The organism is Sphingobacterium sp. E70 (genome assembly GCF_019285695.1).
Lineage (GTDB): Bacteria > Bacteroidota > Bacteroidia > Sphingobacteriales > Sphingobacteriaceae > Sphingobacterium > Sphingobacterium detergens.
In genome coordinates, this window is record NZ_CP079104.1 from 5,915,979 (window position 1) to 5,942,023 (window position 26,045).

Sequence of the window (26,045 nt, forward strand, 5' to 3'; positions counted from 1 at the left end):
TTTTGATTGGTACCACAACTCCAACCGGATGTCCAAAATTTAGGTATTCAGTACTATACATGTTTCCTTTCGAATCAATCAATCGTTCCGATTCAGTCCATTCATACCCAATATAATCAACTTGGTTTACTAATTCTTCAATCGTTTCTAACTCAATTATATCCTTCGGATATTTTAAATCAATTATTATTGAAGGAAACAAAGGGGATCAAATTTGTCAGTGCTTTTCCATTTTTTCAAGTATTTGGAAATCATTTGCTCAAGTTTGTTGAAATCGCGTTTGTCATATATACTCCACATATCGTTAAACAACGCTCTATCTATGTTTTTATGGGTTGAATGGAGTTTAAATTTAATTTTACATCACTCAATCCGCTTATTGGATATTTAAAAGCATCAAAGGGAATCTTCCTTCCAATTGAATTATTTAAATCGTCAATTTCTATCCACCAATAATCAATACGTTTAAGTTTTTTTAATCTGTTATATTCAGGTAGTTTGCCCATAAATAGATAATAAAACCAATTCCTCTCAATTTGTGAATTAGAATCTAACAAGGAATTACTATTTGATATTTGTAATGTATGCGTCATTCCATTATTGCTGATAATATTTGCTCGAACTTTGTTATTTCCTCAATTTTAATGGTCACCACCGGAATAGATCCACATTGGTTCCGTTTGACCTGCTCGTTCAAAGCCGTTCTTTTTATAAAAGTCGATAGCCTTTCCATCGGCGGTGAGCATCTGCATATGAAAGTCCTTATAAATCTCTTGCATTTTATCCATGATCAAACGACCAACCCCTTTGCCTTGATAGGAGGGGTGCACTAATAGATGCGGATAATAAACCACGAGATACCCATCGGAAATAGCATTCCCTAAGCCTACTAATGTCGTACCATCCCATGCAGTAACTAAAGAATGCGAATTTAAGAGGGCTTTCATCAGTAGTTCTGGCTTTTCGGCTGCGCTCCATTTATTAGCTTGGTATAGTTGCAGAATGTCATTTGCATTCAAATCTCTGTTAACACTTAGCTTTATGTCCATATATTATTCTTTAGTTTTCGTTGTTATATTTAAGTTAATATTATCACATTTATCCTTCTGTGCATGTATACCCAATGCAACTCCAAATCCAACAAGTGCGGACCATATGATGACAATATTTTCACGGCCGTTTAGGAATGTGAATTTGGATAGGGATGCGCGTGCATATAATCTGCTATTGGCCATACCAGTAAAGATAACCCAATTATTATCGCCATTGAAAACCAGAACTTCGGAAAGGTCAATTTTTTTGGAAAACTGATCATGTCAAAATTGCTTAATGACACGGCCAATGGGATTAATATGGGGATAAGGAAAATGACCAGTCCCATTTAATGCAAACCAAAAAAATGATGCTAGCCAAAATGCAGCAAAGCGGTGTCATTGCTATTCTGATAATTTTCATATTCCTATTTTTACATATAAGTTCATGAATACCGATCCATTTTTTTCTTTCGCACCAATTTACACGAACAAAACTGGGATCTGATTTTATGTGAAGAGCTTTTCTATTTGCGCCCTGTCATGGTCAAGAATCCAGTCTTTGTGGTTTTCGTAAATTGGTCTTAGTGTTTCAAGATCACTAGCGACAAGATCAAGCCCTCTGTCATCGTACATATTAAAAATAAGTTTTTTATTGATGTTTATAAAGTAAATCTCTTTGTTCGAAATTATATGATTATACGCTAACCTCGGGAATCTTGAAGGAAAGTCTTGATTTGCGATTGCCATTAATAAGGTTTTATGATTTACTCTGCCTGACTTCAGTTTAATAATGGCGAGATTTCGAATATCAAATTTATCGCGGGGATCGTAAAGCCTTATTTCTTTCGAAAAACTTATTTCAGCTGCATGGAGATCCTGAATTTGTTTAAAGATAAAGTTCGAGCATCGAATTTTTCTATGTTTGTATTTATAGTCCATTAAAATTAGAAACACATTGTCTGAACTGTCAAAGGCACTTTGAAATATTGTCGTTGCACGTCTGTTAACGTTGTGAAAGTATTTTTCTGTATTGGTTTCACCAATTTGTAAGTCAAATCGAAGCCCAAAATCACAGCTGTAAAATAAAGGAGCTCTAAGCTTTAGCCTCTTGAAGTGATCTTTTAAAAACTGTCTATATTCCTGTTTGGTTGTTTGCACAGTGAAGATTTAATTAGTTTTTGGATTGGAGGATAATTTTAGCGCGAACCATCTAAAAGCTTACAAGTAATCTCTCCGGTATGATGCTTTCTGAATTGGTCGATTAATGGGATACAAGATTCATCATAAGAGATATGTGTTAGGTTTTTAAAAGTTAATATTTCAATTAAAAGATTGGGAATATCAATAACATGAGCATTTTTAAGAACCAGGGCCTATGAGTCTAAACAATGGATTGGTGGATTCCAATTTATACGCAAGTTATACTGCTAATGACCTTAGAAAGCAGTTGTATTTTAGGAGCAACGACTATCCCAAAGGTTCGTACAGTTTTAAAGGAAATTATGATCAGTCCTTAGCAACTCTTTTTGTGGGCCTAACGACAAGTGAGATATACCTTATCAAAGCCGAATGTGCCGTCCGTATCGGGAAAGTCAAAGAAGGATTAGCTGCGCTAAACGCATTGCTAAAAAATAGGTTCGATAAAAATAGCTTTACGGCAGTGGCCGAAATTGATGGCAATATGCTATTATCTACCATACTGCAGGAGCGGCAGAAAGAACTATTGTTTCGGGGAAGGAGTTGGTCTGACCTGAAACGGTTAAATCTGGATCCAAGATTCCAGAAAACTATACAAAGAAATATCCAAGGGCTAACGTATAGCTTGGCACCTGATAGCCGGAAATATGCTTTCCGGTTACCGGAGCCAGCAGTCCTTATAGGAAAATACCTCAAAACTTACGCTAAACAATTAACACTTTAAAACATGAATCATTTAAAACAACTATTCGTTTCATTTATCTTATTGATCCTGACGATTAATACCTTTGCACAAACTGCTGAAAATATAATATCCAAGGAGGCTTTAAAAATCGGGGATACCTTTGTACCCCCAGTGCTATTCAGCAAATGCGCGGAACAGGAAAACCGTTGGATCTTCAAAAGCTAGCAGGCAAAGTGGTAATATTGGATTTTTTTGACACCTATTGTGGCACTTGTATACAGTCTATGCCCAAGTTGCAAAAGCTACAGGACAAGTTGAAAGATAAAGTTCTGATCATTAGTGTAACTTGGCAGGATAAAGCAACCATCGACAAGTTCTTCGCCGGGAACAGTTACCTTAAAGAAAACAAGGTCAACTTGCCCGTTATCTATGCCGATGTTTATTTAAAACAGCGGTTCCCGCATCTAGGTGTCCCGCATGTTGTATTTCTTTACAAAGGAGGGGTGAAAGCGATAACCAGCAGCAAGTTAGTAACCGAAGAAAACATACTAGAGCTCTATAAGAAAGAACTAATAGACTTACCTTTAAAGGATGATTTTGGTAAGGGAGACCTGATCGGACGAAACAAGGAGGAAACTGGACCTGTTAAATATGGTGTTTGGATAGCTGGTTATCAAAACGGCGCCCCTTTCGAATCCTTAAAAATAAAAAAGACAGCCTGACAAATATGATCAAAACCTCTTTTACAATGCCTCGATCAGTAGCGCCGTTAAATTCATTTGGGCAAAAATAAGTCCGGCTGACTATGTGCCAAGGCCGGAAAGACTCGTATTAAAGGTTAAAAATCTGGATCAATACCAAGATGTTGAAGCTAAGGGAGGCGTATGGTCGCGGGAGCATGCGCTGTCCTATGAACGATTGGATAAAATATCAAGACCGGATTCGGTACAGGCAAGAATGGTGCTGAATGATCTGCATAGTTTTTTAGGCATGCGATCGTATAAAGCGATGAAAAAGATTCCCTGTCTCATATTGCAGTCCTGTCCTGTACAGCCTACCCCGAAAGATACGCTTGCAAAAGGAATGGTATATGAAAATAGTGCAGTCTTGGCGGTCATGACGGATCTAGGCGGAAAATTTCCACCTGTTTTAGACCGTGTCAATAGCAAAGAAAAAATAGAAATTGCACCCTATGAAACCCTGGCGGAATTTAACGCACAGCTGGCCGCATACGGTATTGAAGCAGTACTGGGCGAAGAGGAGATGGAAGTATTGGTGATAGAAGAAATAGAGTAAACCGCAAAAAATATAGGGTATGAATTTTCATACCCTATTACTTAGTTAGCGAACGCTGATGTCTTAACAATATTCCTATCGCGATTTTAATCGCACATTTGTACCGTTTACCTGATTTTGCAATGAATTAATGATTTCATTTTTCAATGCATCAGTGATAACTGGTGAACCTGCAGAATTTGTTGCCTGAAGAGCACACATCTGTTCGGTAGGAGTTGCACATGATGGCGGAGTTTCTCCGGCCAATGTATAGTGCGATGGTTGTGATGGGTCTGAACCCGTAAAACTGAACCAACTCATGATTATGTCGGCTTTTACATGATTTAAAAGCCATAAAATTTAAAGTTCCTAATTTTGTTATATGAATATTCCGTATATTCATAAGGGTTATAATTGATCATCTTGTTTATAACAGGATGGCCACATAAAAGCTTCCATACTGTGGAGGCTTTTATTACTAAAGTGGTCTTTATTCCCTTACCCATGGAGGGAAAGACTGCAAACTTGCGACGGTATCTTTTAATACCTTTTTCTATATCATTCATCATCCTATTTTTATTTTTGTTAGCATTATCCGTTTGTCTATTACAAAGGAGGGGACATTAAAAATCGAAAAATCGGGTCTGACGGTAGTATTTCAACTTTTATTGATTTCTTTTGCTTTCATATATTGTCTTTGGATCTATGTACAAAAATTGGCTCAGCAATTTATTGTTCAGACTATGCAACAGCACAGGCATTAGCTCCTTGAATTTTGCATATCTGGCCATGGCATCTTGGGCCATAATAAGTCCCTTTTATTGAAAAAATCTGATTTCCGCTGCCGCATGATACTCACAAAGTGATGCATGCTTGGATACCGGTCTTGCAGCTCCTGCAAAACTGTTAGGGGTATACAGGCAATTTTACTCTTTTGAGAAACTGGATATTCAGATCCTGGCTGTTAAAACTATACTCGTGCTTGGTGCCTGTAAAGTAATGCCCTTCCGTGGCGATCCAGTGGAGATACGGCTTTCTGAGTTGAAGCTCATATGCGCCCACCATACCCTCGAGCACATAGCACCAATAGGGACGGCTCTCGTCCTCCCGGCAATAGATCTGCCCGCGCTTACCTTGACGTACTTTAGTATGTTGGATCAGTGCATGGCGACAGGGATCTTCTACATTGAAATGTGCATTTAAATGTTTGATAAAGCGATTCACTTTTAATATGTTGTAAATGAATAGTTCATGAAAAAAAAAAACGCCATGAGAGAGATATGGCCCATGGCGTTTTGTTGAATTATTTTAGATCACCTAAAGAAGTGTATAGTAAATCCTGACGATCAAATGCCCCTCTAAACGGCGACTGAAGATGTCATTTGCTTTAGATTCTACGGGTATCTCAAGTGTATCTGACTGGATCTTGTTTGACTCATACTCCGTCACCTTGACCGAATCTCGGGAGAGGGTACTGGCAGCTTTTTCATTGGTCTGCTTTTCCAAAGTGATGTCTGCCTGGTTGTTGATGGCAAAGGCGATCTCTTGGGCAAGATTGTTTTTGAAGTCTGATGACAGCGATATCAGATACTCAACCTGGCTCTCCGAAAGTTCAAAGCGAGACATAAGCCAGCTGCGTAGGCAGAGCAGGATCAGCTTTTGCTCCATCATCTGGAGTTCGACGGTTGAGCTGTACAACTGTCTGAGCCATTGTCTGACTCCCATCTCATCAAATGTGTATTTGTTCATTCTGCTTAGTTTGTCGGTGATTGCTAGGCCTCAAGAGATATAGCGGCATGCCAATGCTATACATCAGGCAACTAGTATGCACCGTTGTTAAAAATTTAAATTAGTTTTATAATTCGATCGAACAGCGAATCTAAAACCAAATCACTAAAAAGCGAAGGAAACAAAGGCCGAGATCGGCGAAAACGAAATTGGTGTCGTCGAAATAAGTATGAAACACGCTTGAATGCTACTTAAACGCATTTGCAAAGTCTACGAAGGCTTAAATTAAATCTATGATAGCATGTAAAGGAAACGTTACCTTAAGTAATCATACATATTATTAACTTAGAGATTAATCTTATTGTCAACCTATTATGATAACACTTAAATCTTTCTTTCGCTCCTGGTATGGAACTTTGTGGATAATTTTATTATTAGCAGCTATTTCATCTTGTATGGTCACTTTTTACACGACTGAAGAATCTTTATTTTCGAGTATAACCATGAAAAAACATGGTTTGATATTTCTTTTTAGTTGGATATTAATGCTAATGGCGATAGTGCCTGTTGCATTCGTCATATACAGACTTGACTCGTACAAATTTCTGGGGCAAAATGAAATAATACGCTATCTGATCCAATTTGCGCTACTCGTTTTGGTTTTGGGAGCTGTGGCATTAAGAGTTGTTTACAAGGTCTATTTAGTGGTATTTGGACAAGATCTTCAAAAGGTGATTATTTTGAGCGGGATTTTGTCGTGGTTATGTTCTGCTTTATCATGGTTCAGTTCTATTATGCCTTTCGAAAGGAAAGAAAGATTAATAACTATAAAAAAAAAGCGGGTAAAAGTAATGCAAAAATGGCTTTTGCAGAAAGATGAGCAGATACGAGCGGAGGAAAAAAAAGAGTAATGAGCTTCGGATGAATTATGAGCATGAATTGAATGAGCTAAGAAATCGGAAGCAACGATTGCGCGCCAACCACGATCGTTTGAGCAGTGACGAAAACAGATTGAAGGCTTGTCTCAAAGAGGTCAGCCAACAGATTGAGGTAATGATAGGTGCTGTCAATGAATGGGTGAGAATAACTCAGATTGCGTATTTCCATCTCAAGGAAGGATCCGCCAGATCCAAGCTGGTCGATGTACGTTTACTGGATGGCCGGGAGGGCACTGTTGATATAGACTCGCTGGCAAAAATTGAAAAATTGTGGCCTAATGTATTTTTCCGCGCCGGTCGGGGGCTATTGATCCAACAGCTGGCCATAAAAGACCAATACAAGGAGGGCAATGATTATATTGTGCAGCTACTTGGCATAGATCAGGAGCAGTTGAAAGTGCCGGCTGAGGCTTACGATAGACTACTGAAAATAAGGGAAGAATGGGCATTGGTAAATGAAAGATAAGAGTTAGGGGCGGGCTTGCGCCCCAATTTTAGAAATTTAAAGCCGATCAATAACTTCCGCTAGGGGTAAGTCATAATATGCTGCAAATTCATGTATGGTAAGTTGCTGGTGCTTGGCCTTTCTATAGGCATCTTTTGCCTGCTGATATTTGCGCTGTGCCTGCCTGGGACTGAGATCGAGTACCAGGGCAACATCTTTGGATTTATGCAAAGTCGATATTTTTGCTCATGTTTATCTGGGCTGATGGAGTGCTGTGGGGCATAATATGGTCATGCCACAGACAATCCATAGGTGGTACCATGATTTTCCTGTTAGCTGGATACCTCTCTGCCGATAGATGCACGATGCGCACTTTTAACGACAGCCCTTAAGAAAAAAATTAATAATTCTACTTTAAACGATTCAATCCATATTTTGTTTTAAATATTTGTATAACAACATTTTGATATTTACCAGTTAATCTATTACATACGATAATATCAGCCCCTTTTTGATCTTGGCTATTGCTCCGGTACCATCCTACGGGGCTATTAACAGGAGGCTACCATCCCCACACATTTTACTTACACGCAGTCTACGGATTGCTGTAACTCTTTGGTAGCTTTTCAGTAGCTCTCCAGTACCTTTTTGGTAGGGTATTGGTACCTTTTCAGTACACTCGCGGTACACTAACAGTACTTAAATACTAGCCCATGATGGACAAATAGTGCCATATACTGCCATTCCGAGTCTAATACTGACTATTTAAGCCATGTTGGCCATATCGGGTCATTTTGGACAGTGGGGGTTTTAATGCCCATCATCTTTGTGTTGTCATCAAAACTTAAATATCATGGCAAAACAAGAAAGTTTAATCAAGTTTAGAGGAAGGTCGGGGACCTTTCTTTTAGCAAACACCGCAGTCGCGGTTATGAAGTCCGCATGAAAGGCGGTGTGGACAAGGCCCGGATCCAGACGGATCCCAATTTTCAGCGAACACGTGAAAATATGGCCGAATTTGGTACTGCCGCAGGTACGGCCAAACTCCTACGTATTCAGCTGAACAATCTGCTGCGCACATTTGCAGACAATACGATGCGCAACAGGCTGACGTCGCTGATCCACAGGATACAAAAGTCGGATTCGGCAAATGCACGTGGCGAGCGTATCTTTCTGGAGGAAAACAGTACAATGCTCAAGGGCTTTGAGTTTAACCAGGCCAGTAGCCTAAAAATGCTGCTGGGTGAAAACTGGAACCAACCTATGACCGTACCGCCGGTGAGGCCACACTGATCATTCCTGAATTCAACCCACAAAATGATGTCATGCTGCTGAACGGGGCGACGCACATGTTGTTTACACTGGCCGCTGCCGAGCTGAGCACGGATGAAGTACCTCCGCGTCCGGTGATGGTCAAATCGGGCTACATTCCGCTGATTGGTGTGCACGTCGAGGAGACACTACAGGCACCATTGGTCGTAGATGCTGCAAAAGTGGTATACATCATTGTCGGTATTTCGATGTATCAGGAGGTTAACGGGGAATTCTATCCACTCAAGAACAACCCTTATAACGCGATGACCATCGTGGACGTAGACATTCCATAATAACCTGTCATGAACAACAGACACATCCTCAAGCTCTTCCGGAAATATGGGGCTGAGGGAACAAATGGAACGATCACCTTCAATGGAGAGCATATCTGCCATACCATCGAGCTGCCTGACCGCAATAACATCAGGCGGATCAGCTGCATTCCGATCGGTCAGTACAAACTGGAGAAGGTCCGTTACCAGCGGCATGGTGAGCAGATCGGTATCCCGCATGTGTTAAACCGTGAAGGAATCTTGATCCACGCGGCTAATAATGCCAAGGACGAATTGCTCGGCTGCATCGCTCCGGTCACCAGTCTAACCGGTGAGGGACAGGGTGTAGGAAGTGGGAAGGCGTTAGCTAAGCTCAAAGCGCTGGTGTATAGCCTCTGGGATATGGGTGATGAAGTGTATTTGAGTATTCGATAATACCTGAAAGGGCGGGAATAGATCATGGCTTTCTTTTGTGTCATCTTTTTAGTTATCTGGCTATATGAATCAAACTCGCTGCGCTCGGACAGTGATTCATATTTACGCCAGATTCCGTCAAAGCTTGACAGTCAGAAAGCTATATTTTCTATTCTTTGCCCTTCATGTTTATCGAAAGGTGTGTTGGTGGTAGAAAAAGACAGGATGATTGGTCATCCGCTATATTCCTTGGTGCAATTGCTATTGCCCAATGGCTGAATGAATTCAAACTCACGATGTTCAAACGAGAATTCATTCTTAACGCCATTCGGCTTCATCAATTTGCAGTCGGAATATAATGCTATCAACCACTCATCCTGTCTATTGAAAAACGCAAAAAGGATGAAAAAGATCTTTAACAAAATAGGACAGGTGCTGCAGCTGGTGCTGGCGGCGCCTGTCAAACTACCGGATAAGGTGGGGAATGTATTAAAATACCTGGCTTTGGGGCTAGGGATCGTGGAGACAGTATTGATCGGGAGGAGCCCCCGCCAGAGGCTCACGGCATAACAGAGAAAGGCTCGAAGGAAGCGTTGGAAAGGAGCAAAGCCGATGAAGCTGAATGATCTCCGTATCTCCACAATCGGTGGAACAATCTGCTCCATCTGGGCGAGCATTTCCCTCGGTGATGTACTGCAGACTGTCCTTACGGCTGCTTTGGGTACACTGGTCAGTTTTGTAACCAGTCGTTTACTGGGACGCTATAGTAAGCGAAGACGTCCATAATGGATGACAAGGCGCACCCAAATGGTGCGCCTTATGCATTTTGTAAGGTTGGGGATTTAACTTTGGAACGAATTCAAAAAGTGTTACACTTGGTTTTGCTAAAAATATTAGTTTTATTGAATTGTTTTTGCGATATTTACATACAACAACCAATTATTGTATCTATGAGCGAGCCAGTTTATATAGATCTAGTTTCAGACTATGCATTTAAGCGCATTTTTGGGTCAGAACCCAATAAGGATTTATTGATTTCACTATTGAATGGGTTATTCCGTGGACGGAAATCTATTGTCGATTTATTGTACGAAAAGAACGAACATGTTGGGGATAGCGAGGAGATCGGTACCGTGATTTTTGACCTGATCTGTACCGCTGATAATGGAGAGAAGTTTGTGATTGAAGTACAGCGTACTGCACAGATAAATTTGAAAAAACGCATGCTTTACTACAGCAGTAAGTTGATTGCCGATCAGGCTCCCAAAGGAAAACGGCGAGCGTGGAATTATGCGATCACCGAAGTATACATCATGGTACTTATGGATGGATTTACTTTTTCACAAGCAGAAGAATCCAGCGCTGTTCTTCATGATATCTGTTTGTGTAACAGGGAGACAGGTCGAGTTTTTATGAAGAGTTGGGGTTTATTTACGTTCAATTGCGTAACTTTACAAAAGTAGAGGCGGAATTAGAAAATGATCTTGATCGTTGGCTTTATGTTTTACGTAATATGTCAAAGCTGAACAAGATCCCGGTCTATCTGAAGAAGACTATATTTGAAAAATTATTTAAAATAGCGGAATACGCAAAGTTGAATAAGGAGGAACGAGCAATGTATGATGTAAGTCTAAAACGTAAATGGGATGCAGAAGCGGTGCGCCAATATCAGGAGCAACAGCTTAGCGAGGCTATTCAGAAAGGCCTCGAAACAGGTATCGAACAAGGTCTTGAGAAAGGGATTAAAGAAGGAATTGAGAGGGGTGCTGAGGCGAAAAGCTATGAGGTAGTGGAGAATTTGATTAATGAACTTAAGCTTACCGATGATATTATCGTGCGTGTTGCTGAAGTTTCGCTTGATTTTGTAAAGAAAGTACGGGCTGATCTAGCCAGAGACAGAAAGTAATTATTCCCAATATAGACGAAGACCCTATTCGTAGACAATTGTATCTTTTGGACCTGCAGGAAGAACGCCTTAAACTAGGATAGGGGCGATTTTGTGGAATTACATACTTATTTTAAAACGGCCTCCGTTTTGGTTAAAAATCGATCAACCGCCGCCCTAATATCAATTCCAGATCTTTCCGCCAAGACAATTAGCCACCAAATGTTTTAGCCAAGTTTATGTTCCAATTCCGCTTCAGAACCGGCTTTCGGCCAACGTTGTTGTTGCGACATAACGTTTCTGCCTACTAAACCAGCATCCGTTAAATAAGCCAGCGCGTCCTCCTCCACAGTCCATTCACTTCCATGGTGCAGCAATTCCAGTTCGCGATATTTTTTCTAATTTCCATACTGCGGCGAATGATTTCGTCAAAATTAGCTATACTCATATCTTTACTATTGTTTAGTCCACATTGGATTTGTTTCTAATATAGCCATAATCCGTAGATAATGCTAACCTGTTTTTTATCACACATTTTTAATCTTTTAATTGCAATTCCATTTGAATATTGCAACGTTTATAAGGAGTTGAATGTCCTACTATTTTGTTAAAACCTAACTTGTAATACAAATTAATGGCTGGTTTTAAAATAGTATTGCTTTCAAGATATATTTTTGATGCTCCCAGATCTTTGGCTGAATATATAGCAGCCTGTCCAAGTAACCAGCCTATATTTTTGCCTTGAGCTTTTGGTGAAACAGCCATTTTGCAAGCTCAAAATCATAGTTAGGGTCATCCATTTTCATTAGTGCACAAACGCCAAGTGGTTCGCTGTTGTATAATGCTACAAATATTTTTCCTCCCTTTGCCAAGATATAATCTTCAGGATTATCCAATGCTTTATAGTCGGCTTCCTCCATTTCAAAGTAAGTGGATATCCATTCTTCATTTAACGCTTTAAAAGCGGGTTTGTATTTGGGCTCGTAGGGTACGATTTGTACATCCTTACTTTCACGGAGTTTTTTTGTTCCTGTACTCTTTTCAGTAAAGGTTTTTGATCTAGTAAAATTCCCACTCAGCCAGTGCTTCCCAAAGGTTGTGCGTAGCCTCCTTGATAATTTCATCGATTGCATGATCAACATCGCCAATTTGTACTTTTTTTTTTTCAGAAAGCTTTATTCCCTTTTCGGTCAGCCCCGTTACATTCCTGCGTTTGTCATTGGACTTAATATTGTCTATAACTAATCCGGCTAAAGCCATTTCTTTAATGATTTTTGTAACAGACGGTTGAGAATGTCCTATTTCGTTCGCTATTTCCGTTATCGTCTTTGTTCCGTCTTCTGACAGTACAAAAATACAGGAAACCATTTTGGTGAAAAATCTACATCGTACAGTTCATAAATCTTGACTGCTTCTTCGGTAATCTGTGAAGCCATAAAGCGCAGCCTACTACCTAATGCCATTTTACCTGTTTTTTCAAATATGTCCATAACAATATAATTAATTACATAACCAGTTATGCAAATGTATAAAAAAATATTTACTCCAAATCTTTTTTCCTTATTAAGGTTCAATTTTATTCATCTCGAAATGCGAATAAGCTGGAGGATTGCTAAACCAATTGAAATACTTTGGCAACGTTGAATATATGGGTTGTGGAGTCATGGTAAAAGCCTTTTTGAAGTGACGCTTAAATGTTGTAAGACTTCGGCACCTGAGCTGCCGGCAGCAGTTAAGATATCTTTATGCGCGATTGTTTCGGAAATGCTTGAAAATCCAGCGAATTGTAAATGATTGCTGTCAAATAGTAGATAGCAGAAGATAGTTGCCATAAAACCAGTAAATTTAGAAAAAATAGAATGACCGAAAGTGCTCAATGACGAATTAAAAATAATGATGATGAGAAAATTTTCTTGTATAATGCTTCTTTTTATTGCTGCAGTGGGCAGTCTGCCTGCCCAAACGCTGACAGCTAAATTGGTTCCGCAACGTTTGGGTGCGAGCTTTGAACGTGTAAAAGAATCCATTCCAGACATGTCCGGCCAGTCTGTCAACAGCAAAATGAAAATCACAACCCTGGGAAGTACAGATTCGACTGCCAGCTTTGAAATCGAGGAGCAGGGGATAAGCATTGAAACGGTTGTGGATAACGAAAAAGAGTATAATAAATTGGTCGCGGCAGCAGCAAAAGATGTTTCCAAGCCAAGTATTCATATGCTGTATACTTACACGTTAAAGGATAAAAATTAAAAGTGCCACCGCCGAGAAAAATCTTTTTCTCTCCGGAGTATGGCGTAATCTGGACCTTGACGTTAAAAAAATAGCAGAAAAGGAAACCGAAATTGTACTTAACTACAAATCGATATCGCCTGCTTTCGCGGAGAAAATCCAAAGCGAATTTGAAGGTGATATCTATTACAAAAACAAAATTGTAAAAATTGCGGTTAATGACAAGCCAATGCGCCACCTGATCAATGAGATTTTGATTAATCAGATGCATGTCGACAGGGATTATCCCGCGCCAACGCACCCCGCACGCAATTAATCATTCTACATCAATTTGTTGGAGCTTGCCACGCTTACGACCGAAAAACACTGCCTTTCGGTCTTGCGCAATAGAACAATGTAAAAAATGTACGCGCTAAAATTTCAAAGATGACTGCAGCAAAGTTAAAGCTTGTTAAAATTCATCCTTCTTCTAAATTCAAGCGGTGAGACCGCTGTTTTCTTTGAATAAACGATTGAGTGACTGCGGCTGTTCAAAACCCAGTTGATAGGCAATCTCGGCAACGGAAAGTTCGGATCCGGACAGTAGATCTTTCGCTTTTTCAATGAGCTTATGTTGGATATGGTTCTGTGCGCTGTCACCGGTCTGTGAACGTAATAAATCGCTTAAATAGTTTTTCGACATGTGGAGCCGTTCGGCAAAATACCCTACCTGTGGTAAACCGTTGCGTTCGGTTTCGTCATTAAAATAGTGATCCAATAATTGTTCGAACCGAATGACCAAAGGGACATTGTGTACCTTACGTGTAATAAACTGCCGGTTATAAAACCGCTGCGAATAAACCAGCAACAGATCAATGAAACTGACAATAGCATCCTGGCTATAGCTGTCAATCGTATTTTCATACTCGCTTATGATCCCTTTCCCAATATTTCGGATCTGCTCTTTTTCCCGGTCGGACAGAAAAAGCGCTTCGTTGACTTCATAGTCAAAAAAACTGTAGCTGCCGATTTTGTTTGCCAGGTCATAGCTGCGGATAAAGTCGGGATGAAAAACTAGGGAATAGCCTACTTCGGCATGGACGGTCGTCGGATCAACGCTTATGGTCTGGCCGGGTTTAAAGAAGGTCATCAGGCCTTCCCTGAAGTCATATTGATGTGGCCCATATCGCAATACGCATTGCGCATCTTCTTTGACAGAAATGCAGTATAAATTGAGCTGAAAGGTCGTCTCGACCGCAGGATGTGTATGTTTGTTTTTGAAAAATCCGTGATGCTAAAAAGCGGATGCTGGGGTTTGGGGAGCTGCAATGCTTCATGATAGTCAGTGATGTTATTGATCCTGATCAATACTGATTCTTTCTTTGACATGCTATTAATACCTGTTAAATAATAAACGAATTTAAGGAAAATGCCATGCGCTTGCTGCAAGCATGGCATTTAATATTTTCTAGGGCTGCAAGGGCATACTTACATCCCGGGAACCGGTATCCAGTCCAACCGGCAGAATAGCCTCAATGCGCTGCAACTCTTCGGCTGTCAATAGGATGTCAGTCGCAGCAATATTCTGCTCCACATAGCGCACTCTTTTTGTACCCGGTATCGGCACGATTCCTTTTGGATCAGCCAGGCAAGGGCCAGCTGTGAGGAGTAACTTCTTTCTCTTTTCCAATTTGTTCAAGTTCCCGCACCAGATCCAGGTTTTTATAAAACTGTTCGCCCTGAAACCGGGGATAAGCCTACGGAAATCACCTTCGGGGATATCGTCCGCCGACTTGATCTCACCCGTGATAAATCCACGGCCCAAAGGGGAGTAGGCGACCAGTCCTATACCAAGCTCATTTGTCAGGTCGTATATACCATTGGTCTCCACCTCACGTCCAAATAAGGAGATCTCATTCTGCACAGCCGTGATCGGGAAGGTCGCGTGTGCTTTTGGATTTGCTCGGCACTGACTTCGGAAATACCCAGGTACCTGACCTTGCCCGCTGTAACCAGCTCGGCCATTGCACCCACGGTTTCCTCAATCGGCACATTGGGGTCTGGGCGGTGCATATAATAGAGGTCAATTACATCGGTATCGAGATTTTTCAGCGAGCGCTCGATAGACTTTTGGATATACTCCGGCCGACCGTTGATGCGCCAGGTCACCTGATCATTATCATCAATCTCAAAGCCGAATTTGCTGGCTAGGATAAATTTGTTTCGTTTGCCGCGTATAGCTCTGGAGATCAGCCTTTCGTTTTCAAAAGGTCCATAGAGATCGGCCGTATCCAAAAAATTGCCACCCAGTTCCAATGACCGGTGGATGGTGGCAATGGATTCTTGTTCGTCTGCCTTGCCGTAGATATCGCCTGTGGAGGCAAAACTGCTCATCCCCATGCAGCCTAAGCCTATTATTGGAATCTCGAGCCCCTGCTGGCCTAATTTTCTTGTTTTCATCTGCTTCTTATTTTTGTTACCCAAAATTACGAAGGATGGCCTGTCAGCTGCTTACCCCAATTACGGAATCTTGTAACCGAATTACGGATCGTAAAAAAATTAGGTGATTAAAAAGTATTTACTGGCTACATTCTGTTATACTTAATTTTACTAAAAATATTAGTTTTATTGAATTGTTTTTCCGATATTTACTCCTAACAACCAATTATTGTATCTATGAGCGAGCCAGTTTATATAGATCTAGTTTCAGACTATGCATTTAAGCGCATTTTTGGATCCGAACCCAATAAGGATTTATTGATTTCATTATTGAATGGGTTATTCCGTGGACGGAAATCTATTGTCGATTTATTGTACGAAAAGAACGAACATGTTGGGGATAGCGAGGAGATCGGTACCGTGATCTTTGACCTGATCTGTACCGCTGATAATGGAGAGAAGTTTGTGATTGAAGTACAGCGTACGGCACAGATAAATTTAAAAAAACGCATGCTTTACTATAGCAGTAAATTGATTGCAGATCAGGCTCCCAAAGGAAAGCGGCGAGCGTGGAATTATGCGATAAGCGAAGTATACATTGTGGTACTCATGGATGGATTTACTTTTTCACATGCAGAAGAATCCAGCGCTGTCCTTCACGATATCTGTTTGTGTAACAGGGAGACAGGTCGAGTTTTTTATGAAGAGTTGGGGTTTATTTACGTTCAATTGCGTAACTTTACAAAAGTAGAGGCGGAATTAGAAAATGATCTTGATCGTTGGCTTTATGTTTTACGTAATATGTCAAAGCTAAACAAGATTCCGGTCTATCTGAAGAAGACTATATTTGAAAAATTATTTAAAATAGCGGAGTACGCAAAGTTGAATAAGGAGGAACGAGCAATGTATGATGTAAGTCTAAAACGTAAATGGGATGCTGAAGCAGTGCGCCAATATCAGGAGCAACAGCTTAACGAGGCTATTCAGAAAAGCCTCGAAACAGGTATCGAGCAAGGAATAGAACGAGGTGCTGAGGAGAAAAGCTATGAGGTAGTGGAAAATTTGATTCATGAGCTTAAGCTTACCGATGATGTTATCGTGCGTGTTGCTGGGGTTTCGCTTGATTTTGTACAGAAAGTACGGGCTGATCTAGCCAGAGACAAAAAGTAAGTATTCCCAATATAAACGAAGACCCTATTCGTAGGCAATTGTATCTTTTGGACCTGCAGGAAGAACGCCTGAAACTAGGATAGGGATCGACCAAACGACTTGGAGCCAATCCAAATTGCTTTTTGAAAGCAAATGAAAAATGGGAGAGGTTTTCAAATCCTACCTCATAACAGACTTCCAAGGGCTTTTTTTCTTTTCTGTAAGCTGATAGTAGGCAAGTTCCAAACGTTTATGTGTTAACCAGCGTTGTGGAGTCATGGTGAAAGCCTTTTTAAAGTCCCGCTTAAAGGTTGTCAGACTTCTGCCGGTGAGGTAACCAAATTTTTCCAGTGGAAGATTGAACATAAAATTCTTTTCCATATAATCGACAAGGTTGATTTTTCCGGGCTCTTCAAAATTAGCAAGCACATCATCGATCTCTTGGTTCAGCGTTCGGAGAATACTGATGGCTTCGGTAATTTTAATGGAGGCAATATCTGCAGGAATGTCTTTCATGTCGAAATAGGGAATAAGCGATGCCAGGCAACTTTCCAGGAGCGGGTGATTATTGAAACAAAAATCTTCGGTGAATTTTTGGGTTGGGGATTTATATGCTTGCCTGCATAAAAATCCGTTAATGTTTCTAATGATAAATGCATGACAACAGTTTTATGAGGTTCACCGTCTTTAGGATAATTAATAATAGTCGCCAACTGATTTCTGGGAATTAGAAAAATATCCCCTTTTCCACAGATATAGGTAGCATCAGCCTGTACAATCTTGGTTTCTCCGGAAAGAAACCAGACCAGCATATGCTGGTCAAACATAATATCTGATTTGAAAACTTGTCTTCGTAGCTCGAAAGCTTTATATCTTCGGTAATGTATCGGGCTTGGTATTCCATGACTTTTGCTTTTTTTTTTTTGAGAAATCAATAATCTAAAGATAAGAAATAACCGCATTTACTTTGTTTAAAAGTTCATTGTTAAATTGGGGCAAAATGCAGATCCCGCCCCAGTGGTAAGCTGATTTACGGATTGAAGCGAATACCCGTCATCTCTTCTGTCAGTTTCCATAGTTTCTTCGCATTGGTTTCATCAAGTGAATAAGGATGTACGCCTTTTGATCGGTCATATCTGATGATAGTACTGCAATGTCCCCATCCTCACAATAGACCCCTCCAATATGCTCCAATAAAGGGCTTGTAGCACACCATACTGTTGTAGCTGCTCCTTGTGGCACCGTCTTTAGCGATGCAGCAACTTCGGGAGCATGTTACCCTGTGCATCCACAAAACCCATTTTTTGAAATAGTTCCAGTGGAGCTTCTCTGCCTAATTCAGTTCCACCAATAGAACCTGGATGAACGGCATAGCTTCTGATATTGGAAGATTGTCCCCGCACATCCAGTTCCATTGAAAAAGATTGACAGCGGTCTTCGATTGTCCATACCCCTGTAACGTTTCATATGCGCTGTGGAGGAAATGGGGATCATCGAAATTAAAAGGCGCAAAATGATGACCGTGGGAAGAAACATTAATCACGCGTGCTCCATTGGCTTTTTTAGTGACGGCCATAATCTGGCGCTGAGCTGGAATAGGGCTAAATAGTTGGTCGCCAGCTGGGATTCTATACCCCGTGCATCTCTGCGAAGTGGTACCCACATAATACCTGCATTGTTGATCAGTAAATGTAATGGCCTTCCTGACGCGATAAAGTTTTCCGCGAAAGCATCAATAGATGTGGGAGACATTAAATCCATTGCGACAATTTCGACATTTCTAATTCCTTGCAGATTCTTCTTTGCCTTTTCAATATCGCGCGCAGGTATGATTACTGTAGCTCCAGCTGCGGCGAGAACTTTGGTGGTTTCCAACCCAATTCCTGTGTTGCCGCCAGTGACAATAGCGATTTTCCCGGTAAGATCGATGTTTTGAATGACATCATTGGCTGTTGATTTTGCATTGAAGCCCGAACCGATAGGTTGTTGTTGAACTCCTGATAATTATTCTTTTCCATTTTGAACATATTTAATTGTTATTACTGAGACAAAATTAGGACGGATTAACATGCGCCGTTTTGTTCAAAAGTCCTAATTAGCTTTGTTCAAAAGGGCAGGTGATTTTATAACAATACCAGTAGTTCGTTTTTCTTTGTTTTGGTTAGGATAATCCTCATTCTGGCAACGTAAGGTGTAGCTATTTGGGAGCAACTATGGTGTACCACACTTAATAGGAATTATTCTTGCCGGTAGACCAGGTCTTTGCTGATGCAATGTTCTTCCCAGGGCATTTCTATAAGCCGGCTATGCGCGTTTTGTGGAATGATACTTTTTGATGTCGGCAGGTAAAAATGGGTTTTATTTCCACTTCTTAACGTATCGCGTAAATCGGGGATCTTTTTGAGGGTGCGTTGCAAGGCCGCAAAAAGGCTTTTGAGGATTTGTCAGCTTGCTTCATGATCTGCCGCAGGTGGATGATTTCTCTTGTACGATCAGTTTCATAACCACCACTTCCTGCGATTGTATATTCGGCTACAGGCGAATCGTAGAAGAGACCGGAGCTTGTGATTGTCTCCTGATCTGAAAAGGGATAGGTAGACAGAAAAAACCATAATAATCCGCCGATGAAAAGCTTTCCAAAAACGCCGACTGATTTTCCTTGTTATATTTCACATAATTACGCTTGCCTGAACCGCGGTTTATCGTTTCAATATAGGCGTGCGCACGATGTTTTTCCATCGTTTCTCCGCAATACTGAAAAAATAGCTCTGCAGGTATGGCAATCCAAAAGTATTGGCTCATTTTTTTCTTGTATTTAATTTAACTAATATAGGATAGTTACTCTTCCGTATCATCATTGTAACCAATGGCCAAAGGCTTTTGACCATCCACAACATAAGCTTCGTAACAGGTAACGCCTAATTTTTTAATGCCCTGAATGTAGGCAGGCAAGTAAATATACTAAAAGAATCAGACCAAGTATGTTAAGGTTACATAACTTATTTTTTACTATCTTAATGGCACTAAAAATGATGAAAACAGATTTAAAATAATGCTTGAACAGTTCAAAAAACACCTGGATAAATTTATAAAGGTTTCCGATGATGAATTTACCGACATTACTGGATATTTTGAGCCCCAGACGCTTAAAAAGAAAGAAAACTTATTGACCGAAGGGCAGATCTGCAAAGCAAGTTATTTTGTACTGGATGGAATTATAAGAAAATTTTTCATCAACGAAAAGGGTGTTCAGCAGACTACTGAATTCGCGATCGAAAACTGGTGGATGACAGAGACGTTCTCTTATATAAATCAGACGCCCACAGAGTTTTATATTCAGGCTGTACAGCCAACGGAAATCCTGGTCATTCGCCAGAATGCCTTCAATGATCTAATGGAAAATCACCCGGTCATGGAAAAGTATTTTCGCATGGTGTACCAGAAAGCCTATGCCGCTGCTCAGATGCGTGTCAAGATGCTTTACGAACACTCTAGGGAAGAGCTATACCGTCAATTTCTCAAGAATCAACCTGCATTTCTCCAACGTGTACCGCAATATCTCATTGCTTCCTATCTAGGCTTTACACCCGAGTATCTCAGCGAAATCCGCAAAAAAATTTTTCTTAAACCCGTTTAAATTTTTCCGGCTCTCTATTATCCAATTTTGTAGTATCAAAATAAAAAATAAGAAAAATGGAAAACGAATCAACATCAGCACAACAGAACCACAGGCATTCAAAGCAATGTTAGGATTGGAAGGCTATCTGTCAAAAATTGAGATCTCGCAAACGCTTAAAGAACTCGCCAAAATCCGTGCTTCACAGATCAACAACTGTGCTTACTGTATTAGCATGCACACCAAGGATGCCATCAAAAACGGTGAAAGACCAGAGCGTATCTTTTTGTTGAGTGCCTGGAGAGAGGCTACCAAATTTTTCACCGAGGAAGAGCAGACCATACTGGCAATGACGGAGGAAGTAACCCTTATACACCAAAACGGATTAAGTGAAGAAACCTACAACAAGGCATCCGAGATTTTCTCCGAAAACCAGATCGCTCAGATCATCATGCTCATCGTCACCATCAATGGCTGGAACCGTATTGCCTTGAGTACTCATCTGGAAATAGAAGATTAATACGTACGTTTATAGGGAGCTGTGGAAATGGACCAGAAGTATTTCATAAGCTCCCTTATTCTGATAAATCCTATAGCAAAGGCGATGTAACGCGGCCAGCAAAAACGAGCAGTGGCCATCAGATTATAATCAACAGAGTTGACCTTCACAACAAAGGAAATTTGAACTCCACAACAAAACGACATAACAGCAATTCGACGAACTTTGTAAAAAAATTAAAGGTTATGTGGACAAAAATAACATCCCTGATTTATCGGGGAAAATAGCAATCGTTACCGGATCAAACACCGGTATAGGGTTTGAAACAGCAAAAGCGCTGTATGAAGCAGGTGCACATGTGACCATTGCCGCAAGGGATTTCCAGAAAGGAAAAGATGCTATCAAAAAAATTCAGTCCGAAACGGCTGGGGTGGGAACATTGGACTATGGAATGCTGGACCTCGCAAACATCGGCCTGATTCGGGAATTTGCAGATCACTTTATGCAAAAGCATACAAAACTGGATATGCTCATCAACAATGCCGGAGTGATGGTTCCTCCAGCTGCTAAAACGGATGATGGCTTTGAAATGCAGTTCGGCGTAAACTTTATGGGGCATTTTGCGCTGACAGGATATTTGCTGCCGCTCGTTAAGCAGACCGCCAATGCCCGAGTAGTGACACTTTCCAGTGGGGCGGCTACTTTGGTGGACAGCATTGACTTTGACAACCTCAGACTGGAAAAGAACTATGATGAATGGCGTGAATATGCCGTAAGCAAGCTGGCAGATATCTTGTTTAGCTACGAGCTGGACCGGAGATTCAAAAATGCCCGTATATCGGCCATTTCTGTGGCGGCGCATCCCGGCGTCACGCGAACCGATTTACAGCGGAATATCCCGGGTGAAAATCTGGAAGGTATGGTTGCTGCATTTGATCAGGTGATGGAGCCGTGGCAGGGTGCCCTGCCAAGCCTGTTTGCAGCAACAGATCCATCCGTTGAGGGTGGTAAATTCTACGGCCCGGACGGTCCGAAAGAATATGCGGGATATCCGGCCTTGTCCGGCCATCATACAGCAGCCATGAACGATGAAGCGCTTGCCAAAAGGCTCTGGGAATATGCCGAAAACGCCATACAATTGACTTACAAATTCTAATACTTGATCCGAAATGAACAATCAAACAGTTTTAGTAACCGGCGGTACTGGATTTTTGGGCGTAAATATTATTCTTGCATTACTCAAAAAGGATTTACCGTAAGAACAACACTGCGCACGCTCTCCGCACCGGAGAGGAAGCGATACTTGCAAGTGTGGACAGCTACAATTTCAGTAACACGCAAAATTAATCTGTAGGAACAGTATATTTGGTAAACCATGAAAGTTAACAACATCCAATCCTGTCACCTTGGCCCGGAGATCTCTCCCGAGAACTATATACCGGAAAACTATTTTCTATACTTATTGAAGGGCGATATGAAGGCTTATGACGGCGAGAAAACTACACAATGAAACCGGGCGACTATTGTATCGCCCGGAAAAATCATTTGGTACGTTATACGAAATACAAGGACAATGATGCTTTTGAAAAAATCATCATCACCCTGGATGAAGCATTCCTGAAGCGCTTCCTTGAACGGCATGTTTATGACGTCCGGCCATCAACCATCAGTGACTCCTTTATTTTTATACCGGAAAACAAGCTCATCCAGAATTTTATAATATCACTGGAACCTTACTATACCGGTGATCTTGAGATCAGTGCGGATTTTGTTGACGTAAAGAGAGAGGAATTATTGATTATTCTATTGAAATCGAATCCTGACCTGATTAACATATTGTTCAATTTCTCGTTACCTGATCGGATTAATTTAAAGGAATACATGAACAAAAATTTCAGGTTTAACATCAGCCTGGAGAAATTTGCATTTTTACGGGGAGGAGCCTATCGACCTTCAAGCGGGATTTTCAACGCATATTCGGAACGACCCCGGGCATCTGGCTCAAGAAGAAAAGATTGCAGGAAGCTTATTTTCAAATCGCCGAGCAATCCAAGAAACCAAGTGATGTCTATCTCGAAGTAGGTTTTGAAGACCTGTCGCATTTTTCCTACGCGTTCAAGAAAGAATTTGGAAAGACGCCAAATGAGATAGCAAAGCCAGTTTCAAATCGCATTTAATAACAATTAGCAAAAGTTCAACTAAAAATCCATTTGACTGTGAGGTTAAACCAAAAAAACTATCCTGGGTATTTAATAGCGCAACGGCCATGATACATATTGTTATTGTTCTTTGTGTATAGGGAATAATAATCTCTGTTTAATTCATGGCTTTACAGGATGACCTATTTCCTTAAAGAACTTTGTAAGCATTTCATATGTACTATCATCAGCGGCTTTTTAGCCGAACAACTGTAGCACAAATAATACGATTCTAAACCTTATCCTCCACAATCATTTTTCGATGTTCTCTACCCCAAATAATCATTTCCGAAATAATAGTCCCGAAAGTCCTGCAATATTCAGTGGGTTCATATTCAATTAAAACAGGAATATCGGGATAAACAGTTCGTTTAACCAACTTATTTAACTCCATATCTTTCAGTTCTTTTGAAAGCATTCTTGTCGTAATCCCGGGGATACTTCTTTCAATTTCGCGAAAACGTCGGTTGCCGTTGCAAAGCGAATTAATAACAGGAATTCGCCACTTTCCTCCAATGAAATAGAGTGTGTCCTGCAAAGCTCTAAGTTCTTCTGTCTGATCTCTTTCCATGATCACAAAGTTAAATGATATAATTGATGATACTGATATACTCCGTTATACTGATAACAAAAGTATACCATTTCCCCTATAACTTTGTAAAAAAATCAAAGAAATGAATAAGTTCAATAACAAATTAGCCATCGTAACAGGTGGAAACAGCGGAATAGGATATGCAACCGCAAAAGAATTAATAGCAGAAGGAGCACAAGTAATTATCACCGGAAGACGAAAAGAAGCCATTGAAAAGGCTGCTGCAGCGTTAGGGGCTATTTCTTTTGTGGCAGATCAAGGGAAATTGGAAGATATTGAAAATTTCAAAACCCAAGTTGAAAAGCAATTCGGAAAAGTTGACATCCTGTTTATTAATGCAGGCATCACTGGAAGTTTAGGTCCGATCGAAAATATGAGTGCCGAAAATTTTGACGATGTAATGGGTATTAATTTCAGAGGAGCTTATTTTACCTTGAGCAAATTTATTCCCCTGTTGAACGATGGTGCTTCAGTGGTATTTCTTTCATCCAACGTCGCGACCACATCTAAACCAAATAGCTCGATTTACCAGGCAAGCAAAGCAGCATTGAATTCCATTGCGAAGACCGCTGCTGCAGAACTGGCACCAAGAAAAATCAGAGTAAATTTAGTGAGCCCGGGGCCTACAAAAACGGAGATTATGACCAAAGCAGGACTGGATGAAAAAACATTGGAAGGTCTTGATGAATGGTTAATCAGCGGAATCCCTTTACAAAAAATGGGAACTGCGGAAGATGTAGCCAAAGCTGTTATTTACCTGTCAGATAACAATGTGGCAAGTTTCATGACCGGAACAGAAATCCTTATGGACGGTGGAATGGTTTTATAATTGGGGCTTCATTTTTTGGAATGTGGGTGCTGGAAGCTTGAAAAAATTCCAGCACTTTCTAATGATATACACCAACTACTTAACGTATCGATCTTTAGGAAATCCAGCTCAGCAAAGGGCATCTGGAACATGAGGAAAACTTACTTAAGTTCTGGAAGTTTAACCTCTCTATCATAAAGAACATTAACTACATTTTTATGAAATCTTCCTTTTTGATCCGTTCACCGTTGGTATTATAAGCAATTGAAATATCGGCTTCTTTATTATAAATTAGAACCGCATGGGATCCCAGGGTATCCCCACCATGTCCATAAAATATGGTCCCTTCAAAATCCCAGACTGCGATTCCTCTTCCCCAATTTTCTTTTCCTATTAGAGGTTCCATTAACTGAAGCGTTTCCTTTTTAATAATATTGTTGTGGAACAAATTGTTCACGAAGACATTTAAATCATACGAGGTTGCAGCAATGTCGCCGACGCCTATAACATTAAGAAAGTCGAGATCTTTATCTAATAGATGCCAAGAATTATCATTATAGCGATAAGGTGGATAAACGTTTTTTTGATTGGGCCTGAAAGAATCTAAATTTTTTAATCCGAGCGGTTTTATAATTTCATTTCTAACAATTTTTTGATAGGACTTTCGGTATTTTTCTTCAAGGATTTTTGCAAGTAGATAATATGCGGAATTTGAATAAGCGACCTTTTCATCCGGTTCAAAATTTTTCCCCTGTTGGATGATCAGGTCCATGATTTGTTTATCAGTTGTTTTTTCAGTTACCCATACTTCGCCATCTTTAACAACATAACTGCCTAGTCCGCTGGTATGGCCAAGAAGATGTTTTATGGTTATTTTATCCGAATTGGGAATTTGAGGATAGAACTCAGCAAGTTTATCGGTCAAATGTAATTTGTTATCCTCGATTAACTTAAAAATTAGAACTGCTGTAATCATTTTGGTAACAGAGCCAACCTGATACTTTGTACTTTGATTGTAGATCAATCCAGGTATATTTTTTGACCAAAATGTTTGGTATAGACTTCTTTCCCATTCTTAAATATAGATAGACTGCCGATCCCTAGATTTTTATTTTCAATTGAATTAAAATAAGTATCAAGTTTTTCGGAATTAATATTTTGTGCAAATAGAAAGGTTGGAAGGATAGCAATTAATAGAGCGGCTAGTTTATTTTTCATTTTAAATCTGTTTTTTCTAATATTCGTATGACAATCAGCTATTGACATATATTGCAATATCGTGTTATTTACTTTAGGAATGATAAGTTTTGGCAAAATCTAGTTTGGTAGTACTCAAAAGGAAACAACTT

At 40.3% G+C, this 26,045-nt stretch carries 45 protein-coding genes and 4 pseudogenes; 20 read left to right on the plus strand and 29 right to left on the minus strand.

Features of this window, described 5'->3' with window-relative positions; translation table 11 throughout:
* Positions 1-320: 320 nt before the first annotated feature.
* The 4 genes from KUH03_RS42245 to KUH03_RS42260 form a co-directional block, all read right to left on the minus strand.
* On the minus strand, positions 321-593 hold the full coding sequence (locus KUH03_RS42245) for a hypothetical protein (protein ID WP_257090572.1): 273 nt from the start codon (positions 591-593) through the stop codon (positions 321-323).
* 48 nt (positions 594-641) lie between these two features.
* The gene (locus KUH03_RS42250; protein WP_257090573.1) at positions 642-1,049 is read right to left on the minus strand and encodes a GNAT family N-acetyltransferase; all 408 of its coding nucleotides are present in this window, start codon (positions 1,047-1,049) and stop codon (positions 642-644) included.
* Positions 1,050-1,052: 3 nt separating this feature from the next.
* Positions 1,053-1,235 (minus strand): hypothetical protein, encoded by a 183-nt coding sequence (locus KUH03_RS42255; RefSeq protein WP_257090574.1) that lies wholly within the window; start codon positions 1,233-1,235, stop codon positions 1,053-1,055.
* A gap of 306 nt (positions 1,236-1,541) precedes the next feature.
* A complete protein-coding gene (locus KUH03_RS42260) occupies positions 1,542-2,192 on the minus strand; it encodes a DUF3885 domain-containing protein (protein ID WP_257090575.1) in 651 nt (216 codons plus the stop codon).
* 217 nt (positions 2,193-2,409) lie between these two features.
* Between KUH03_RS42260 and KUH03_RS42265 the strand changes: the two genes are divergently transcribed.
* The 3 genes from KUH03_RS42265 to KUH03_RS42275 all read left to right on the plus strand — a co-directional run bounded on the left by KUH03_RS42265 (position 2,410) and on the right by KUH03_RS42275 (position 4,212).
* Entirely contained in the window at positions 2,410-2,955 is a 546-nt protein-coding gene (locus KUH03_RS42265) for a RagB/SusD family nutrient uptake outer membrane protein (protein ID WP_257090576.1), read from the plus strand.
* A 146-nt stretch (positions 2,956-3,101) separates the two neighbouring features.
* Positions 3,102-3,638, plus strand: coding sequence for a TlpA disulfide reductase family protein (locus KUH03_RS42270; protein WP_257090577.1), 537 nt, complete (start codon positions 3,102-3,104; stop codon positions 3,636-3,638).
* Positions 3,639-3,723: 85 nt separating this feature from the next.
* On the plus strand, positions 3,724-4,212 hold the full coding sequence (locus KUH03_RS42275) for a hypothetical protein (RefSeq protein WP_257090578.1): 489 nt from the start codon (positions 3,724-3,726) through the stop codon (positions 4,210-4,212).
* 75 nt (positions 4,213-4,287) lie between these two features.
* On the opposite strand, the gene KUH03_RS42280 is transcribed toward KUH03_RS42275, so the two are convergent.
* From KUH03_RS42280 to KUH03_RS42290, 3 genes are all read right to left on the minus strand, one after another.
* Positions 4,288-4,512: a hypothetical protein gene (locus tag KUH03_RS42280; protein WP_257090579.1), complete on the minus strand. Its 225-nt coding sequence runs from the start codon at positions 4,510-4,512 to the stop codon at positions 4,288-4,290.
* A gap of 585 nt (positions 4,513-5,097) precedes the next feature.
* Positions 5,098-5,415, minus strand: coding sequence for a hypothetical protein (locus tag KUH03_RS42285; protein WP_257090580.1), 318 nt, complete (start codon positions 5,413-5,415; stop codon positions 5,098-5,100).
* 93 nt (positions 5,416-5,508) lie between these two features.
* Positions 5,509-5,940 carry a hypothetical protein gene (locus KUH03_RS42290; RefSeq protein WP_257090581.1) on the minus strand — a complete coding sequence of 144 codons (432 nt, stop codon included), beginning with the start codon at positions 5,938-5,940 and terminating at the stop codon, positions 5,509-5,511.
* Between the two features lie 482 nt (positions 5,941-6,422).
* Here KUH03_RS42290 and KUH03_RS42295 point away from each other — a divergent pair, with 482 nt between their 5' ends.
* Both KUH03_RS42295 and KUH03_RS42300 read left to right on the plus strand, forming a co-directional pair.
* Complete coding sequence (locus KUH03_RS42295) at positions 6,423-6,830, plus strand: hypothetical protein (RefSeq protein WP_257090582.1); 408 nt, start codon at positions 6,423-6,425, stop codon at positions 6,828-6,830.
* Between the two features lie 10 nt (positions 6,831-6,840).
* Positions 6,841-7,323 carry a hypothetical protein gene (locus KUH03_RS42300; protein WP_257090583.1) on the plus strand — a complete coding sequence of 161 codons (483 nt, stop codon included), beginning with the start codon at positions 6,841-6,843 and terminating at the stop codon, positions 7,321-7,323.
* Positions 7,324-7,359: 36 nt separating this feature from the next.
* On the opposite strand, the gene KUH03_RS42305 is transcribed toward KUH03_RS42300, so the two are convergent.
* On the minus strand, positions 7,360-7,533 hold the full coding sequence (locus KUH03_RS42305) for a hypothetical protein (RefSeq protein WP_257090584.1): 174 nt from the start codon (positions 7,531-7,533) through the stop codon (positions 7,360-7,362).
* A gap of 711 nt (positions 7,534-8,244) precedes the next feature.
* Here KUH03_RS42305 and KUH03_RS42310 point away from each other — a divergent pair.
* The 6 genes and pseudogenes from KUH03_RS42310 to KUH03_RS42335 all read left to right on the plus strand — a co-directional run bounded on the left by KUH03_RS42310 (position 8,245) and on the right by KUH03_RS42335 (position 11,208).
* Positions 8,245-8,595 carry a hypothetical protein gene (locus tag KUH03_RS42310; protein WP_257090585.1) on the plus strand — a complete coding sequence of 117 codons (351 nt, stop codon included), beginning with the start codon at positions 8,245-8,247 and terminating at the stop codon, positions 8,593-8,595.
* Between the two features lie 113 nt (positions 8,596-8,708).
* The gene (locus tag KUH03_RS42315) at positions 8,709-8,909 is read left to right on the plus strand and encodes a hypothetical protein (protein ID WP_257090586.1); all 201 of its coding nucleotides are present in this window, start codon (positions 8,709-8,711) and stop codon (positions 8,907-8,909) included.
* A gap of 9 nt (positions 8,910-8,918) precedes the next feature.
* On the plus strand, positions 8,919-9,323 hold the full coding sequence (locus tag KUH03_RS42320; RefSeq protein ID WP_257090587.1) for a DUF5675 family protein: 405 nt from the start codon (positions 8,919-8,921) through the stop codon (positions 9,321-9,323).
* A 321-nt stretch (positions 9,324-9,644) separates the two neighbouring features.
* Positions 9,645-9,872: a hypothetical protein gene (locus KUH03_RS42325; protein WP_257090588.1), complete on the plus strand. Its 228-nt coding sequence runs from the start codon at positions 9,645-9,647 to the stop codon at positions 9,870-9,872.
* Between the two features lie 42 nt (positions 9,873-9,914).
* Positions 9,915-10,088, plus strand: a complete 174-nt coding sequence (locus KUH03_RS42330) for a hypothetical protein (RefSeq protein ID WP_257090589.1) — start codon at positions 9,915-9,917, stop codon at positions 10,086-10,088.
* A gap of 164 nt (positions 10,089-10,252) precedes the next feature.
* Positions 10,253-11,208: pseudogene (locus KUH03_RS42335) on the plus strand (Rpn family recombination-promoting nuclease/putative transposase).
* Between the two features lie 206 nt (positions 11,209-11,414).
* On the opposite strand, the gene KUH03_RS42340 reads toward KUH03_RS42335, so the two are convergent.
* The 7 genes and pseudogenes from KUH03_RS42340 to KUH03_RS42370 form a co-directional block, all read right to left on the minus strand.
* On the minus strand, positions 11,415-11,564 hold the full coding sequence (locus KUH03_RS42340) for a hypothetical protein (RefSeq protein ID WP_257090590.1): 150 nt from the start codon (positions 11,562-11,564) through the stop codon (positions 11,415-11,417).
* A gap of 160 nt (positions 11,565-11,724) precedes the next feature.
* The gene (locus tag KUH03_RS42345; protein WP_257090591.1) at positions 11,725-11,952 is read right to left on the minus strand and encodes a GNAT family N-acetyltransferase; all 228 of its coding nucleotides are present in this window, start codon (positions 11,950-11,952) and stop codon (positions 11,725-11,727) included.
* Entirely contained in the window at positions 11,916-12,083 is a 168-nt protein-coding gene (locus KUH03_RS42350) for a hypothetical protein (RefSeq protein ID WP_257090592.1), read from the minus strand. Before KUH03_RS42350 ends, KUH03_RS42345 begins: the two co-directional genes overlap by 37 nt.
* A 163-nt stretch (positions 12,084-12,246) precedes the next feature.
* Entirely contained in the window at positions 12,247-12,447 is a 201-nt protein-coding gene (locus KUH03_RS42355; RefSeq protein WP_257098099.1) for a hypothetical protein, read from the minus strand.
* A 9-nt stretch (positions 12,448-12,456) separates the two neighbouring features.
* Positions 12,457-12,543: pseudogene (locus tag KUH03_RS42360) on the minus strand (hypothetical protein); the annotation flags it as partial.
* Complete coding sequence (locus KUH03_RS42365; protein ID WP_257098101.1) at positions 12,507-12,677, minus strand: hypothetical protein; 171 nt, start codon at positions 12,675-12,677, stop codon at positions 12,507-12,509. The gene KUH03_RS42365 and the pseudogene KUH03_RS42360, both read right to left, overlap by 37 nt.
* A 171-nt stretch (positions 12,678-12,848) precedes the next feature.
* Positions 12,849-13,064, minus strand: coding sequence for a hypothetical protein (locus KUH03_RS42370; RefSeq protein WP_257090593.1), 216 nt, complete (start codon positions 13,062-13,064; stop codon positions 12,849-12,851).
* Between the two features lie 64 nt (positions 13,065-13,128).
* Here KUH03_RS42370 and KUH03_RS42375 point away from each other — a divergent pair, with 64 nt between their 5' ends.
* Entirely contained in the window at positions 13,129-13,437 is a 309-nt protein-coding gene (locus KUH03_RS42375) for a hypothetical protein (RefSeq protein ID WP_257090594.1), read from the plus strand.
* A gap of 454 nt (positions 13,438-13,891) precedes the next feature.
* Here the strand turns inward: KUH03_RS42375 and KUH03_RS42380 are convergent, their stop codons facing one another.
* The 3 genes and pseudogenes from KUH03_RS42380 to KUH03_RS50045 all read right to left on the minus strand — a co-directional run bounded on the left by KUH03_RS42380 (position 13,892) and on the right by KUH03_RS50045 (position 15,855).
* Complete coding sequence (locus KUH03_RS42380; RefSeq protein WP_257090595.1) at positions 13,892-14,545, minus strand: AraC family transcriptional regulator; 654 nt, start codon at positions 14,543-14,545, stop codon at positions 13,892-13,894.
* On the minus strand, positions 14,545-14,784 hold the full coding sequence (locus KUH03_RS42385; RefSeq protein WP_257090596.1) for a hypothetical protein: 240 nt from the start codon (positions 14,782-14,784) through the stop codon (positions 14,545-14,547). Before KUH03_RS42385 ends, KUH03_RS42380 begins: the two co-directional genes overlap by 1 nt.
* 79 nt (positions 14,785-14,863) lie before the next feature.
* Positions 14,864-15,855: pseudogene (locus KUH03_RS50045) on the minus strand (aldo/keto reductase).
* A gap of 216 nt (positions 15,856-16,071) precedes the next feature.
* On the opposite strand from KUH03_RS50045, the gene KUH03_RS42400 reads away from it, so the two are divergent.
* Complete coding sequence (locus KUH03_RS42400; RefSeq protein WP_257090599.1) at positions 16,072-17,004, plus strand: Rpn family recombination-promoting nuclease/putative transposase; 933 nt, start codon at positions 16,072-16,074, stop codon at positions 17,002-17,004.
* Between the two features lie 159 nt (positions 17,005-17,163).
* On the opposite strand, the gene KUH03_RS42405 is transcribed toward KUH03_RS42400, so the two are convergent.
* The 8 genes from KUH03_RS42405 to KUH03_RS42440 all read right to left on the minus strand — a co-directional run bounded on the left by KUH03_RS42405 (position 17,164) and on the right by KUH03_RS42440 (position 19,935).
* Positions 17,164-17,499 carry an AraC family transcriptional regulator gene (locus tag KUH03_RS42405; protein WP_257090600.1) on the minus strand — a complete coding sequence of 112 codons (336 nt, stop codon included), beginning with the start codon at positions 17,497-17,499 and terminating at the stop codon, positions 17,164-17,166.
* The gene (locus tag KUH03_RS42410; RefSeq protein ID WP_257090601.1) at positions 17,496-17,810 is read right to left on the minus strand and encodes a hypothetical protein; all 315 of its coding nucleotides are present in this window, start codon (positions 17,808-17,810) and stop codon (positions 17,496-17,498) included. The genes KUH03_RS42405 and KUH03_RS42410 overlap by 4 nt, the downstream gene beginning before the upstream one ends.
* Positions 17,811-18,048: 238 nt before the next feature.
* Positions 18,049-18,225, minus strand: a complete 177-nt coding sequence (locus KUH03_RS42415) for a hypothetical protein (protein WP_257090602.1) — start codon at positions 18,223-18,225, stop codon at positions 18,049-18,051.
* Between the two features lie 5 nt (positions 18,226-18,230).
* Positions 18,231-18,398, minus strand: coding sequence for a hypothetical protein (locus KUH03_RS42420; protein ID WP_257090603.1), 168 nt, complete (start codon positions 18,396-18,398; stop codon positions 18,231-18,233).
* A 124-nt stretch (positions 18,399-18,522) separates the two neighbouring features.
* Positions 18,523-18,858: an SDR family NAD(P)-dependent oxidoreductase gene (locus KUH03_RS42425; protein ID WP_257090604.1), complete on the minus strand. Its 336-nt coding sequence runs from the start codon at positions 18,856-18,858 to the stop codon at positions 18,523-18,525.
* Positions 18,816-19,001: a hypothetical protein gene (locus KUH03_RS42430; protein WP_257090605.1), complete on the minus strand. Its 186-nt coding sequence runs from the start codon at positions 18,999-19,001 to the stop codon at positions 18,816-18,818. Before KUH03_RS42430 ends, KUH03_RS42425 begins: the two co-directional genes overlap by 43 nt.
* 514 nt (positions 19,002-19,515) lie before the next feature.
* Positions 19,516-19,785, minus strand: a complete 270-nt coding sequence (locus KUH03_RS42435) for a hypothetical protein (RefSeq protein WP_257090606.1) — start codon at positions 19,783-19,785, stop codon at positions 19,516-19,518.
* A 36-nt stretch (positions 19,786-19,821) separates the two neighbouring features.
* The gene (locus KUH03_RS42440; protein ID WP_257090607.1) at positions 19,822-19,935 is read right to left on the minus strand and encodes a DUF1398 domain-containing protein; all 114 of its coding nucleotides are present in this window, start codon (positions 19,933-19,935) and stop codon (positions 19,822-19,824) included.
* Positions 19,936-20,035: 100 nt separating this feature from the next.
* On the opposite strand from KUH03_RS42440, the gene KUH03_RS42445 reads away from it, so the two are divergent.
* The 6 genes and pseudogenes from KUH03_RS42445 to KUH03_RS42465 all read left to right on the plus strand — a co-directional run bounded on the left by KUH03_RS42445 (position 20,036) and on the right by KUH03_RS42465 (position 23,275).
* On the plus strand, positions 20,036-20,620 hold the full coding sequence (locus KUH03_RS42445; RefSeq protein ID WP_257090608.1) for a Crp/Fnr family transcriptional regulator: 585 nt from the start codon (positions 20,036-20,038) through the stop codon (positions 20,618-20,620).
* A gap of 40 nt (positions 20,621-20,660) precedes the next feature.
* Positions 20,661-21,119: a carboxymuconolactone decarboxylase family protein gene (locus KUH03_RS42450; RefSeq protein ID WP_257097854.1), complete on the plus strand. Its 459-nt coding sequence runs from the start codon at positions 20,661-20,663 to the stop codon at positions 21,117-21,119.
* Positions 21,120-21,345: 226 nt separating this feature from the next.
* Positions 21,346-22,254, plus strand: coding sequence for an oxidoreductase (locus KUH03_RS42455; protein WP_257090609.1), 909 nt, complete (start codon positions 21,346-21,348; stop codon positions 22,252-22,254).
* Between the two features lie 219 nt (positions 22,255-22,473).
* On the plus strand, positions 22,474-22,608 hold the full coding sequence (locus KUH03_RS42460; protein ID WP_257090610.1) for a hypothetical protein: 135 nt from the start codon (positions 22,474-22,476) through the stop codon (positions 22,606-22,608).
* Positions 22,605-22,868: pseudogene (locus KUH03_RS50050) on the plus strand (AraC family transcriptional regulator); the annotation flags it as partial. The gene KUH03_RS42460 and the pseudogene KUH03_RS50050, both read left to right, overlap by 4 nt.
* Before the next feature lie 203 nt (positions 22,869-23,071).
* Entirely contained in the window at positions 23,072-23,275 is a 204-nt protein-coding gene (locus KUH03_RS42465; protein ID WP_257097856.1) for an AraC family transcriptional regulator, read from the plus strand.
* Positions 23,276-23,528: 253 nt separating this feature from the next.
* Here KUH03_RS42465 and KUH03_RS42470 read toward each other — a convergent pair whose 3' ends face one another.
* Entirely contained in the window at positions 23,529-23,867 is a 339-nt protein-coding gene (locus KUH03_RS42470; protein WP_257090611.1) for a helix-turn-helix domain-containing protein, read from the minus strand.
* A gap of 103 nt (positions 23,868-23,970) precedes the next feature.
* Between KUH03_RS42470 and KUH03_RS42475 the strand changes: the two genes are divergently transcribed.
* Positions 23,971-24,717 (plus strand): SDR family oxidoreductase, encoded by a 747-nt coding sequence (locus tag KUH03_RS42475; RefSeq protein WP_257090612.1) that lies wholly within the window; start codon positions 23,971-23,973, stop codon positions 24,715-24,717.
* 187 nt (positions 24,718-24,904) lie between these two features.
* Here the strand turns inward: KUH03_RS42475 and KUH03_RS42480 are convergent, their stop codons facing one another.
* Together KUH03_RS42480 and KUH03_RS42485 are read right to left on the minus strand one after the other, a co-directional pair.
* Positions 24,905-25,720, minus strand: coding sequence for a serine hydrolase (locus KUH03_RS42480; RefSeq protein ID WP_257090613.1), 816 nt, complete (start codon positions 25,718-25,720; stop codon positions 24,905-24,907).
* On the minus strand, positions 25,717-25,914 hold the full coding sequence (locus tag KUH03_RS42485; protein WP_257090614.1) for a hypothetical protein: 198 nt from the start codon (positions 25,912-25,914) through the stop codon (positions 25,717-25,719). The genes KUH03_RS42480 and KUH03_RS42485 overlap by 4 nt, the downstream gene beginning before the upstream one ends.
* Positions 25,915-26,045: the final 131 nt, after the last annotated feature.